The sequence below is a fragment of the Nostoc spongiaeforme FACHB-130 genome (assembly GCF_014698475.1).
Taxonomy (GTDB): Bacteria; Cyanobacteriota; Cyanobacteriia; order Cyanobacteriales; family Nostocaceae; genus Nostoc_B; species Nostoc_B spongiaeforme.
This window is the reverse complement of record NZ_JACJTB010000001.1, coordinates 33562-47247: the sequence shown is the minus strand read 5'-3', so window position 1 is coordinate 47247 and position 13686 is coordinate 33562. Positions and strand designations below refer to the sequence as shown.

The window sequence follows — 13686 nt, the reverse complement described above, 5'->3', positions numbered from 1 at the left end:
GTAAAAAATTTTTCCCCTGCACTCCGCCCCATACACCCTTACTTCCCTACGGAAACCTGGTCAATTTCTTCAACAATTGCTGATTCTGGTTCTGGTGAAGAGGTTGGTGATGGTTCTTTAGTGTCTGGTAAAGCAACTTCAATATCAGCACCGTTGATAATTACACCCAATAACCCCAGTTCGGCTTCTTGTAATTGATCGAGCGCCTCACCCAACAAACTTTCTTGTGTATAGTTCGGCCGGGCGACCATAACTATACCATCGCTGTAGGGTTGAATCAACAAAGGATCGTTGGAATAACTTAAAGGGCTAGTATCTAAAATTACTAAATCATAACGTTCACGAGCATCTTCCATCAGCCGCCGCATTTCGCTAGATTCAATGATAGCTGGTGATTGGCGTACAGGTCCAGGACTAGGAATAATGTATAAATTTTCTATATCTGGTACTAAGCGAATGCAATCACTCAAGCTGGCATAATAACGCAAAGGTTCAATAGTCGCGTCGGGGTCGAGATTAACTTTTAGGGATGCAGCCCGCGAAGGCGATCGCAAATCAGTTTCAATAATCAAAGTACGTTTCCCAGCACGAGCGCAAGCCACACCCAAATTGTAAGCACTAACTGTTTTGCCTTCTTGAGCGCCAGTACTAGCAATTAGGAGTATTTTTACATCTTTACCAGCCAAGCGACGTAAATTACTACGGAATTTTTCATAAAACTCTAAATATGGCGAATCTGGTGAAAATACCACTGGTACTGTGTCTGGAGGTAAATCATCCACTGACATTAAAGGTATTTCGCCCAGTAACACCACTTCTCGTTCTTTGAGACTGTCGCGGATATCTTCTTTGGTCTTGAATGTCCCTTCTAAAGCACCCAGTAAAAATATCACACCACCACCCACCAACAAGCCCAAAAAACCACCAATCCCTAAAGTAGTTGGTACACTCTTGGCTTTCGTGGGTTCGGGAATAATTAATGGTGAGCGGGCAACAGTTAAGCTACTAACAGTTTCCGCCTCTGCGGTTTTAGAATCAGTAAGTTTGGCTTGCATTTGGTCATAAACCGCTTTTTTCAGGGCAACTTCCTGTTCCAAGCGCGATCGCTCTAATTGTTTGTTGGGTATTAAAGAATACTCTTGCCTGAGTCGGACTTCCTCCCGGATTTGCTGTGCCAACTGTTGTTGTAGTGTGTCGCGTTGGGTTTGCAAAGTCACCATTTGATTCGCTAACCCTTGTCTGGCTGGGTCTAAATTACTTTGGGCGCGAATCCCCGAAATATTTCCCGCCAAAGGTGCAGCCGCACCACCACCACCAATCACTTCGTTAGCACGTTGTTGAATTAATTGTTCAGTGGCTTCTTTTTGACGATACAACTGAATCATCGTTGGATGTTCAGGGCGTAAATCTTTCCGCAGCAAAGCAATTTGCGATTCTGTTTGATATAGCTGCGTTCGCAAATTTCCCAGAATTGGATCAGCACTTAAAGCCGAAGAAACATAAGCCTGATTAACATCTAAACCCAACTTGGTGCGTAAACTGAGAATTTGAGCATCAATCCCTGCAATATTTAATTGAATTTGTCGCTGTTGATTTTGGCTGTTTGTGATGGCTGCCAACAGACTACCATTTTCTGCTGATAATATTGCTGGACGTTCCCGGCGATCGTATTGTTCTAATCTTTTTTCCGCCGTTTGTAATTCTGCTTTCGCCTGGGGTATCCGTTCTTCAATTTTTTGAATAATTGCTCTTAATCGCCCTGTATTAATCTCCGCACTCAACTTGATCATTGCTTGCATTAATTCTTGAAGCACCTCTTGAGCGCGTTTTGGATCAGTATCTTTATACTTCAGATCAATTACTGTGGATACAACTTCTCCCGCCTTGGCAGCTTTTTCGGGTAACTTCAAAGCCACATTTGTACCAATAGTTTTGGGCTTGACATTAACCTTTGTTGCGACTGCTTCAATAATTTGATCTGATAGTAAAGCCCCTTCGCTTAAGTCTTGTCCTTGCTGCTGGATTTCATTCCCCGTCAGCGAAAATGAAACAGGTGGACGATTATAAGTCAGTGCCGCATTTGCTATGTAATTTATTGGCGGATCTGGTTGTACAGCCACCACTGTTGACCCGACAACAACTAGCCCAAAACCAGCTAGTCCAATCCACTTGTACTTCTCGAATGAAATTAGATAGCGTTTAACAATTGGTGGGGTCATAGCAGAGACACATAGAAATAAGCGAGAGAATAGTGGTCAAGAATTATTTACCAAGCCAGAGATGTCTTAATTTGAGCCACCGCCAAAAAATTGGAAGAAGCGGATAAAACTTTGAACATCAAAGAACGGCCGAGTAATTGTACTAAAGATATTGGTGATTCTCGTAATCAAGTTGCGACCAACAACAATAACATCATTATCTTGTAACGGGACATTTTGAGATATATCACCAGAAAGTGCTTTTTTGGCATCAAGTCTTTGCGTAATTGCTCGACCTCGTTCTGGATCGAATCGAATTAAAGCAATATCTCTGAGGTTCGCTGTATCTAAATTAATTCCCCCCAAAGCATCTACAAAAGTACTGCCATTTGGTAGGGTTTGTGTCACCAGTCCTCCAGCAGCATAGTTTAACAGCCGGACACGAATTTGTGGTACAGCCAAAGATGAACGAGCAATTAAATTGCGGTCATAACCATCATCATTACCCACCTCCCGACGGGGGATAATCACTGCATCACCATCTTGCAAGCGCAAATTCGGCACAGAAGCGCCATTTTGCAATGCAGCATACAAATCAATATTTTGTGAAATCACAGAACCGTCCATTAATGTCCGCCGTACTTGCACTTGGCGCAGGTCAGCACTCATTGTAGAACCACCAGCTATCAGTAAAGCATCAGCAACTCTTGGGGTTGCAGAACTGACAGAATAAATGCCTGGGCGAAAAACCTCACCGCTAATCGTAATTTGTACAGGTCTTGTGGACAATAGAGATACAGAAATCATCGGATCAACCATGACCCGACTTAAACTTAAGCGAATTTTTTCTTGAGCTTCTGCCAAACTCAAACCTTGTATAGATAATATACCCACCTGTGGCACAACAATATTGCCTTCGGGACTAATTTGCGCTTGAAAACTCAAATCCGGGCGCAGACCTGTCAAAGACAACACAACTACAGGATTAATGACATAACGATTGAATAACAAGCGAATTTTGTCTTGAGCTTCTTGCAAAGTTAAATTTTGTAGTGGTACTGTGCCGAGCAAGGGTGCGGCAATATTACCTTCTGGATTAATTGAAGCTTGGAAACTTAAATCTGGGAAGCGTTGAACCAGCACACTAACAGAATCCCCTGGCCCCAAGCGATAAGCACCAGGAGGACGTTGAAACGTCACACTAATTGCATCTCCCGGCCCTAAAAGGTAACGATTGAGTTGAGAAGAAGTTGCGCCACTTTCATTGGGAAATATACCATCAGCATTTGGAGGCGGTGCAGGAGGTTGTAGCGGCGATTCTTCCTGGGTGGGATTTGCAGGTGGTAACACCGGGAATTGACCTGGTGATGTTTCGGGAGATGGTAAAGATTGAGCTACAACAGGTTGAACAGAATTTGTCAGCCAAACACCTGCCTGAAAACTCACAAAACATAAAGTGCTAAATGCACGTATATAAGGATGGGAAACTATAAACATCGGTGCAGTCAAACTGTATTGAGAATTAATTCTACCGAGTCGTTATTTGAGGTTGAAAGTAACTTGTATATTTGGTTGGAGTTGCAGAATTGATTATAGAGAAGAGGTAAATTTTTAACTTACTACTCTGGGAAATTGATTGATCAAAGATAACAGGTTTTCCACATTATTGAGTTAAGTTTACATAGTTACAAACCAAATTACTTACCAACTGGCTATAAAGCATTTGCCATTAATGTAGTTTGCACCGCTTCACCCAAAGACTGAGCTAAAGACTTAGTAGTTTCCACGTCACCCAAAGGCTCAATCGGTATCATTATACTCACTGCTACCCAGGGATTCCGGCGTTTTTGCAACTGTGCCAATTGATCTTTGACAAACCAGCGCAAAGGTGACGGGTTGCCACCATTGGGGAAAGCATACCACTGTAAAACAGCAAAGGTATCTTGTTGAGTGGAAACGCGGAAAAATTTCGCTTTTACCAACGCATCAGTATTAGAACTGGCAGTTTGGGATGGTTTCACCGAAAATTCCAGAGAACGTTCTTGGGCTATATCCCATTTTCCCCAGCGTAACCTACCCCAGCCGTTAATCTCCGTCCATTCCACTTCCGGTTGATCTCTTGGGCCGTTTTGTGGCAGTAATAGCAAAATCACCTGAGTGGGTGGACTTGCTTGTTTGAGAACTTGCAACGACCATTTATGTTCGCCTACTTGTTGTTCGGCTTGTTGAACGGTTTCCCAGCCAGGAATGGTTAATCCAGTTTTGCGTATTTTTCTTAATTCCTTGAGGGTGGTGACAGGTGGTGGCTGTTTCCATTCCCAGCGCCCTTTTAAGTAGCTGGGAACTGCGCCCATTGCCAAGAGCAGCAGCAACAATACCAGAGGTATTATATAAGTCACCTGTTTTTCTTTGAGAACCTTGGAAAAGGAAATCATCAGTAAAATTTGCAAGATTTACGCAAGATTTTACTGAATAATTGGTACTCTGAGTTCAGTAAAAGTAGCAGTCTCTAATGATGGGGTTGTAGAGAAGAATAGGCTGAAATTGCTGGTAAAGCCATACATTGCAAGTATTTGAAGTTAATTTATTACCTGAAATGAGCAGCGCCAGAATTAGCAAAATGGTCAAGGAGTTCGCGGTGCAGGAAGCGGTAACGCCCACCAACACGCAAGAGTAAGCGCCGTTCAACGCAGTAGTTGAGGAATTGGGCAAGATTCCAGGGGATAGCACCACTTTGCCAAAGGACGAGGCGTAGAGAAAAGTGTTGTACACAAGCAAGCCCACCACCAAACCAAAAGCCGAAAAACAGAACCACAAATAGCCCTGGGAAGAAATACTGGGGAGAGTTACGGAATAAAATTCCTGATAAATCTAGCCAGTCATGCTTTTCTGCTACTCTACGAGCCACTGAAGCCGCCATAGTCCCAATTAAGCTGAGTGGATAACTCAAGGCTGTTGTCCATAGCATACTCTGTAATGAGTTCCAGATGCCTTGGTTGGGCAGGGATCGCACTTTTAATTCTTCCTTCAGCCAGTCTATCAGCCCGATAATCAGCCCGGAAGTTAGCCCTGCTATCAGCCCCAAAATCAGCCCGGAAGTCAGCCCCAAAATCAGCCCGGAAGTCAACCCCCAAATCAACCCCCAAATCAGCCCCTTGCGGAAATCTGCTAAAAATTCTCGTATCGCGTAGCGAGATATGGAAATTTGAAATGCTTCTACAAGTTCAATCTTATCTAGCCCGACAATCAGCCCGAAAATCAGCCCGAAAATCAGCCCGACAATCAGCCCGAAAATCAGCCCGAAAATCAGCCCGAAAATCAACCCGACAATCAGCCCGAAAATCAGCCCGACAATCAACCCGACAATCAGCCCGACAATCAGCCGATAACGTCGCCGTGAATGTTTAGACTCAATCCAACTCGGCTGCATTTGCTCAATTAGCAATTCTACTGTGTTGTTATCTTGCAACCGCTTTGCTATCCAACTTAAAGTGCGGTGTGTTTGCTGCCAACCGGGTTCATCTTCCACTGTTTTATACGCCCATTTGCCCCCTTCCTTGTCTTGGCGGCGTTCTTGTTCACGGGTATCCCTCGACAACTGGCGGTCAATATACTTTTCTAATAAATCTGCTTTGTTGCTAATTGGCTGTTCTGGGTCATACACATCGACCACCAGTTTGATGAATAACGGCACACGCAACAAACCAGGCTCGTTCTCTGAAGTCGGTTCTAGCAAATTGATTAAATTTGGATTTCCCTCAATCACTGACCATAATTCTGAACGATTCAAGCTATCAAGATAATCTTGAATTTGTGAGTCTGATAAAGGTTGGAGACACACCGCACTTCTGAGGTTGTTTAGCTTCAGGTTGACAGCCTCAAATTCTTTGATCCGACAACAAACTACAACATGGGGATAATGACGGGCAAATTCATTAAGTTTGATGGTGCATTTTTTTTGTCTTTCTAGCCCCAATTCATCTAAACCATCCAATAAAGGTAATAACACCCGTTGTTCTAGCCAACCCTCATAAATTTTATATTTGGGGTCTCCCCCGTGTAGTTCATAAAGTTGCTCAATCAACCATTGTTCAATGCTTTGGTTATCGTCCCGCCAAGTCGAAAGCTCAAATAAAACAGGGATGACAGTTTTAGGATTTTGTAACGCCCCCCACACCAACTGCTCTGCTAAACCCAAGAGTGCTGTAGTTTTCCCTGCTCCTGGCGCACCTAAAATCAGCAATTTACCTTGAATGTCATCCCTGTCAAATATCTCAATCAGCAGTTTATTGGCATCTATAGTCCCATAATCTTGACCATTAATCTGCAAACTTCGACTTACCCAAGATAACTGTTCAGCAAAAGAGACACTCATGGCAATTCGCTGCTTTCCCAAGGTATCAGTCAAGCGTTGACGAATATCAGGTAACTGTTTTTCTTTCAGCAACCGTTGTCCCCAGTCCCAATTAACTTGCGGTGGCTGTGGTTTGCTAAACATCCGCAAGATAATGTTATTGATTGTGACTTGGTTAGCTTGACTATTTTGAAAGCTAACCGCGTCCCGGCTTGCTTGTGTCTGCTGAACTTCACTATTTTGCAGTGAGCTATCGCCAATACCCTGATTCTGCTCCATCACCCATAATCAATAAGGTAGTTACGCAAAATTAAATTCATTCATGGAGATATGGAATAGGTTACAGGGAAAGAATATGTGTAATTAATTCTGTTTAATTACTTAAGAATCTCCAGAATTTAGATGTGCTGCCTGAAACCCTTGTAGAGACGTTACATATAACGTCTCTACATTCCAATAAATTTTGCCGCTACTCCTAACCAGGGGATAATAGCTTGAAAAACTTCCTGTCCCGTTTGCCACAAGCTTTTGCCGGCTTCTGTGGTTTCTTTCATCGTTTTGAGCGTCTCATTGACCTGTTTGAGATTCTGCCCTACCAAATCTTTGTTCGGTTCTTCCTTGCTGGCTTCGCGCTTGGCGGGGCGTAAATAGTCCAACAGTTCATCTTTTTCATCTGGAGTCAGTGAAGCAGCTTTAACAGCTGTTTCCAAGTTCTCCAATTGCTTAACCACATCGGTGTTAGTGATTTGCTGCTGAGTGTCCAGCTTGCTCGATTGACTTTGCTGGAGATCGCGTCCCGCCTGTCCTTGTTGAATTGCACTCCCAGTTAAATTTACACCACTGATACTTTGAGATTGGCTTGGTTGTTCTGGTTGTTTTTTACCCAACATAGCTTTTTTGTTAGTTCTGCTCTTCTATTGGTTCTGCAATTTCTGGATCTGCTAACAAATTGTTGTTCATCCAGTTCAGTAATGGTACCAATAATAAAAGCATACAAGCAGAATACAGATCACCACCCCAACTATCGTGTAACCATTTAAATGCAGCTTCGTTACCTGTACCGTGAAAGTAACTCAGCAAAGTGTTACGAATAATATTAGCTGTAACGCTAATGGCTACAGCAATACACATAAACCAAACACTAATGCGCCGGGAAACTAAAGCACCAGTCCAATACAGCAGCATTAAGCTGACGTAGAGAGTCGTAAACAACATTTTTAACCCCGCGCAATAGGGTGCTACTTCGACAATACGTCCACCAACGTAAATATTGATTTCATCAACGGTGACTTGCATCCCAATTTGATTGAGAATGAATCCGGCTGTGCCAGCGATAAAACTTTGTAAGGGTAAGGTATAGGGAACTAATAAATAAGGTACAAAAGTGGGGGTTGCTAAAAATATCAATACCAGCGGAAAGCCTTGTAAGCGCAAACCTGCTACACCTTTAAACCACAGGCACAATCCTGTCAGAATAATTGGCAAAGACAGGTTAACCCAATCAGCAATTCCACTTAGATAAAATACACCGCCGATTAACAGTAAAAAAGCACCCACGGGATGAGTGCTATCTGGTAAGCGTTGCCACTTTTTACGGTTCAACCAAATCAGGTAAGCGGCAAACGGTAAACCAATAATCCCGTGGCTAAAATATTCGTGTTCGATACTGATAGTTTTGTGTAGCCAACCATCTAGCCAGTGTAGCAACATAGGAGCATACAATAATCCCAAAACGCTGAAAATTGCTATGCTCAGTAATTGTTGGGTGCTTCTAATTTGAATGTTTTGTGGAAGTGCCATGATTTTAAGGTATTGAAGAATTCACACCGTTTCTTTATGAAGATGCAATTAATCGGCTGTTGTAGAGACTTTGCAGGCAAGGTCTCTACAGGATTTATCGGGTGCAGCTTTATATTAAATGAATTCTTGGTTGTTAAACGGATAACAAATGTTGTTGTTCACCACTCATAATTGATGTAATCTCTGCCACGACTTCTTTAATTTGGCTACTACTTAAACCAGGATACATGGGTAGAGATAATATCTGTTTGGCTAGTTTTTCCGATTGGAGAAAATCTCCTTGTTGGTAGCCTAAGTAGGTGAATGCTGGTTGCAGATGGCAAGGAATGGGATAGTGAATTCCGGTTTGAATTCCTGCTCCTGTGAGTTTGTCCTGAATTTGCTGGCGGCGTTCTGGTGAAGTCGAATCATCAATTTTAATTACATAGAGATGATAAACGTGTCCTGCGCCGCTTTGATTTTGGATGGGGATAATGCCAGCAGATGCTAAGGGAGTTAATTCTGTATCGTACTGTTGGGCGATGGAATTGCGATCGCAATTCCACTCTGTTAAATAAGGAAGTTTTGCCAGCAACACTGCTGCTTGCAAGGTATCTAAACGACTATTTGTCCCTGATTCTACATGCACATACTTTTGCGCTGCACCATAGTTGCGTAAGCGCACCATTTTTTGGGCAATTTCTGGATCTTTTGTAATTAACATTCCGCCATCGCCAAATGCGCCTAAATTCTTACTGGGATAGAAGCTAAAAGCAGCAGCAATACCCACAGAACCAGCCCGATAACCTTCTCGTTCGGCTAGGTGCGCCTGGGCTGCATCTTCAAAAATCAACAGTTTGTGGGTAGCAGCAAAATCTAACAACTGCTTTGGTGATACCATCTGCCCATAAAGATGTACGGGAATAATCGCTTTGGTATGGCAGGTAACTACCTTAGCTGCTGCTTCTAAATCAATCAAGGCTGTATTCGGGTCACAATCAACCAGAATTGGTTTAGCACCAACACGTAATACTCCGATGAGTGTGGCGACAAAGGTATTAGCTGGGAGAATTACTTCATCACCCACACCAATATTACAAGCTTGTAAACCAAGAGCGATCGCATCTGTTCCTGAAGCTACACCCACACCATATTGTGAACCAGATGCTGCTGCGAAGGCTGTTTCAAAATCAGCAACTGCTTTACCTAAAACAAAGTCTCCTCGATTTAATACATTATTAATTGCTTGTTCTAACTGATTTTGAATTGGTTGATGTTGTAAACTTAAATCAACAAAAGGTACTCTCACAGCCATTTTATTCATTGATAATTACGCCTCAAATTTTAGGTGTAAAACTTGTTGAAAAATCTATTAATCCTGATGTGTTTAACCATAAACTTTAAACACATCATATTTGTAAAATACAAGTAAACCTTTGATAAAATTTACTCTTGAATATAATTTTTTCTGCAATAAAATCCATGAATAACCAACGTAAAAGCCTAATACTAATTTTGGTTAATGACGAATTTATATTTCCGTGAAAGTAGATTTTTCTCATTTGTTGAATACTAAAACAATCTGTATTTTCTCCTCACAAAAATCAAAATATTCCCTGAAATCCGATTAAGTTTGCTTAACTGTATTTATACGTAAAAAACATTTTGGATGTAAACAATATTTGCGTAAGTACGGCAGAAAACCTCATTTTTACCCTATGTATAAAACTACCACAGAGAAAATACTTTTATACCAATCTTAGGATTATATTACCCAGTCCAATTTGAAAACTAACGTTGTCTGATATCAAAACCTTGAGTAATCTTGACATCCTCTTATATCTCAGTATTTTCCACAGTTGTATAAAATTTCTATGCGATTATTGTTTGTCGAGGGCAAAATTGGGGAATGCTTAACAATAGGAAATCATAACCCGGTAACAGCGGTTATATATATTACAATATCGACGAATTATCAAGGTAGCGGTGGCAATGGTAGAGCCTGAAAATAACTTATTTGCTCTTAAGGATGGTTGGGCTTCTCAAGAAACAAGAGAACAACAGCGCCTCACAGTGCTGTCAGAACTTGGTTTGCGACAACCCGAAACAATACCAGTTTTTGAGGAAGCTACTCAAACGGCTGCCCATTTTTTGGAAGCACCAATTTCCATATTGGGATTTGTAGATCAGGAACGTCACTGGTTTAAGTCAGCAGTAGGTTTATCCAGACTGGGATTAATGAATCATTTAGCGCAAAACCGTCAGTTATTGCGCCGAGAATCTTTCTGCACCCAAGTCGTTGAAACTTGCAGAGAGCTAGTCATTAACGACACTCATAAATATAGTAGTAATACTATTGTTACTAGCAAATTAGTACAAGAGTATGGCATTCGTGCCTACTTGGGAGTGCCATTAATTGATTCTTCCGGTCATTGTTTGGGTGCCTTAGCCGTGATGGATTTGGTACCGCGCGAATTTAAAAATCGAGATATTGAATTTCTGCAAATCATTGCTCGTTGGAGCATGAGTGAATTTGAGCGCAACCGACTCCTGCAAAGTAGACCAGAAAAAAGCAATCACAAGAATGCGTCTACTTTGTTCATCAATGAAGAGTCTAGCAATGGCATTAAGCTCACATCAGCGAGTTTAGAAAAAGAATCACATTCTACTAAACAACTAAAACTAGAGCTATTAGGGCAACTTACCCAAGAGTTACGTACTCCTTTGACTTCTGTGCTGGGTATGGCTAGTGTCTTAGGTAGAGAAATTTATGGGCCTTTGACAACCAAGCAAAGAGAGTACCTAGAAATCATCCAACACAGTGGTCGTTACTTACTTTCTTTAGTTAACGAGATCACTGAATTAGGTGCTGTAGAGGACAATTCCCAGAGCCTCAACCTAGCTCCAGTAGACATCGAAATGTTATGCCAACAAGCTATTAATAGCTTAGAAGAGCCAGCTAACCGTCGGGAACAAGATATTCGCCTGTCAATCGAACCAGGGCGTGGTCGCATTTGGCCTTTAGATAAAGACAAAGTGCGGCAAATTCTTTATCACATGGTGTTCAGCGTAATTCAGTTATCCGCTACAGGTAGTATTGTGCGGATTCATGTCTCTTACAAGGAAAATACCCTGAATATTACTGTTTGGGTTTCACATCCTTGGTTGGGAGATGGAATCACTGAAGTTGATCCTTATTTTCGGCTTCATCCCTTATCTTTATTGGAATTGACCAATGAAGCCGTATCATACAGTGCTTATTCCGCAAACCCAGATGAATTAGGCGGTTTAACAATAGCAATAGAACAATCACCCAACTTAAATGATTCCTACTCAGATTTATTAACTGCTAATACTGAGATGGAATTAGTTAAGAGTAATAATGGTTTATCTCGTGAAAGCTTAGGTTTGTTGCTCAGTTGTCAGCTGGCGGAATTGCATGGTGGACAAATTTCGATTCAAGGTTCAGCAGAATCAGGACACCGTTATGTACTGTCTTTGCCGCTACAAACTGCTAATACGAGCGAAGCTGTTAACGAAATTTAATCACAAGCTAATTATTTTGGATCTACCCAACTACTAATTTTTTCCCATCAATCAGCATCATCAAATAAATCAAAACTCGTTTCAAGAGATAGTAAAAGGCTAACATTAAAAAAATATCCCCTCATTCAGGGACAAGGAGGACAAGGAAGACAAGTTGGATAGAAGTCTTGTAGAGTACAGGAGTACCCTAAGTAAAAAGATTAAAATCTTAAATCTCGATTTTTTCCAATTTTTAGATGTGATATTCCTATTTTCGTCTAAATGCAATATTACCTTGCGATCGCTGTTGTTCTCTGTTTATAATCACCCGCATTATCATTGAGTGCAAGTTCTGTCTGTGCAGTCCTGCTCATTAAATGCAGCGTGTTTTATGAATTTAGTCTGGCAACGATTGACTTTATCTGATTTACCACTCAAAGAATACCTGGCAACGAGCTATTTACGTCGTTGTTCGATTGGTTTGCTGAACTCCTGGCGGCAAAGTAGCATTTTGCTTCAGTGGGGAGACATAATTGCAGCTGCTTTAATCAGCTTAATTTATGTTCTTGCACCTTTTGTGTCGAGTACATTGATAGGGTTGCTGCTGATAGCATGTGTAGGGTTTTGGCTGTTGTTGACTTTATCTGATGAACCAATACCAGCTAACGCGCCGTTAGTTACGCCTATTCACTTGTTGGTATTGCTTTATTGGGGAATTGCTGTGGTAGCTACAGCATTATCACCAGTGAAAAAGGCTGCTTTGAATGACTTGGCAACTTTAACACTATATTTGTTGCTGTTTGCTCTTTGTGCTAGGGTACTCAGGTCGCCACGACTGAGGTCTTGGATTATTACGTTATATCTACATATATCGCTAATTGTTAGTGTATATGGATTACGGCAATGGTTTTTTGGTGCTGCCCAATTAGCTACATGGGTAGACCCGGAATCACCTTTGTCTAAGACAACTAGGGTTTATAGTTATTTGGGTAATCCTAACTTGTTGGCTGGTTATTTAATGCCAGCTGTAGTTTTGAGTTTAGTGGCAATTTTTGTTTGGCAAGGTTGGGTCAAAAAAGCTTTAGCGTTGACAATGGTAGTTGTGAATGCGGCTTGCTTAGTTTTGACTTTTAGCCGTGGTGGCTGGATTGGACTAGTAGTAGGAGTTTTAACAGCGATCGCATTATTAATTTATTGGCAGAGTTTACAGCTACCTCCTTTTTGGCGTACTTGGTCACTGCCGATAATTTTGGGAGGTTTGCTGGGATTATTGATACTGGCAGTCATCTTTGTTGAGCCTGTACGTTTGCGAGTTTTTAGTATTTTTGCCGATCGCCAAGATAGTAGTAACAATTATCGCCGCAATGTTTGGGATGCTGTTTTTGAAATGATCCGCGATCGGCCTATTATCGGCATTGGCCCCGGTCACAACGCTTTTAATAAAATCTACCCACTTTATCAACGTCCTCGCTATAGTGCCTTAAGCGCCTACTCAATTCTGCTAGAGGTTGCGGTGGAAACTGGCTTTGTTGGTTTGGCTTGTTTCCTGTGGTTGATAGTAGTCACCTTCAACTCAGCATTTATGCAACTGCGGAGATTACGCGAATCAGGCAATGTTCAAGGTTTTTGGCTAATTGGTGCTTGTGCAACTTTGCTGGGAATGTTAGCTCACGGTACTGTAGATACAATTTGGTTCCGGCCGGAAGTAAATACACTTTGGTGGTTGATGGTGGCTATCATTGCAAGTTACTGGCGGCCACTACATCAAAATAATAGCCAAGCCATTAATTCATCTAACCCAGAGGCTACTAGTTAATATTGACAGGACTG

General features: G+C 41.7%; 9 protein-coding genes. 2 read left to right on the top strand and 7 right to left on the bottom strand.

The genetic code is table 11. From position 1 onward, the window contains the following. Positions 1–38 precede the first annotated feature (38 nt). From H6G74_RS00200 to H6G74_RS00170, 7 genes are all read right to left on the bottom strand, one after another. Positions 39–2219 (bottom strand): GumC family protein, encoded by a 2181-nt coding sequence (locus H6G74_RS00200; RefSeq protein ID WP_190965757.1) that lies wholly within the window; start codon positions 2217–2219, stop codon positions 39–41. Between the two features lie 66 nt (positions 2220–2285). Then, on the bottom strand, positions 2286–3695 hold the full coding sequence (locus tag H6G74_RS00195; protein WP_190965756.1) for a polysaccharide biosynthesis/export family protein: 1410 nt from the start codon (positions 3693–3695) through the stop codon (positions 2286–2288). Positions 3696–3910: 215 nt separating this feature from the next. Continuing rightward, entirely contained in the window at positions 3911–4633 is a 723-nt protein-coding gene (locus H6G74_RS00190) for a cyanoexosortase B system-associated protein (protein WP_190965755.1), read from the bottom strand. A gap of 152 nt (positions 4634–4785) precedes the next feature. Then, positions 4786–6831: an NACHT domain-containing protein gene (locus tag H6G74_RS00185; protein ID WP_190965754.1), complete on the bottom strand. Its 2046-nt coding sequence runs from the start codon at positions 6829–6831 to the stop codon at positions 4786–4788. Positions 6832–6998: 167 nt separating this feature from the next. After that, positions 6999–7442, bottom strand: coding sequence for a hypothetical protein (locus tag H6G74_RS00180; protein ID WP_190965753.1), 444 nt, complete (start codon positions 7440–7442; stop codon positions 6999–7001). A gap of 10 nt (positions 7443–7452) precedes the next feature. Further along, entirely contained in the window at positions 7453–8352 is a 900-nt protein-coding gene (gene crtB, locus H6G74_RS00175; RefSeq protein WP_190965752.1) for a cyanoexosortase B, read from the bottom strand. A gap of 133 nt (positions 8353–8485) precedes the next feature. Next, a complete protein-coding gene (locus H6G74_RS00170) occupies positions 8486–9655 on the bottom strand; it encodes a DegT/DnrJ/EryC1/StrS family aminotransferase (RefSeq protein WP_190965751.1) in 1170 nt (389 codons plus the stop codon). A 668-nt stretch (positions 9656–10323) separates the two neighbouring features. Here H6G74_RS00170 and H6G74_RS00165 point away from each other — a divergent pair. After that, on the top strand, positions 10324–11877 hold the full coding sequence (locus H6G74_RS00165; protein WP_190965750.1) for a GAF domain-containing sensor histidine kinase: 1554 nt from the start codon (positions 10324–10326) through the stop codon (positions 11875–11877). A 370-nt stretch (positions 11878–12247) separates the two neighbouring features. After that, a complete protein-coding gene (locus H6G74_RS00160; RefSeq protein ID WP_190965749.1) occupies positions 12248–13672 on the top strand; it encodes an IctB family putative bicarbonate transporter in 1425 nt (474 codons plus the stop codon). The last annotated feature ends 14 nt before the right edge of the window (positions 13673–13686 follow it).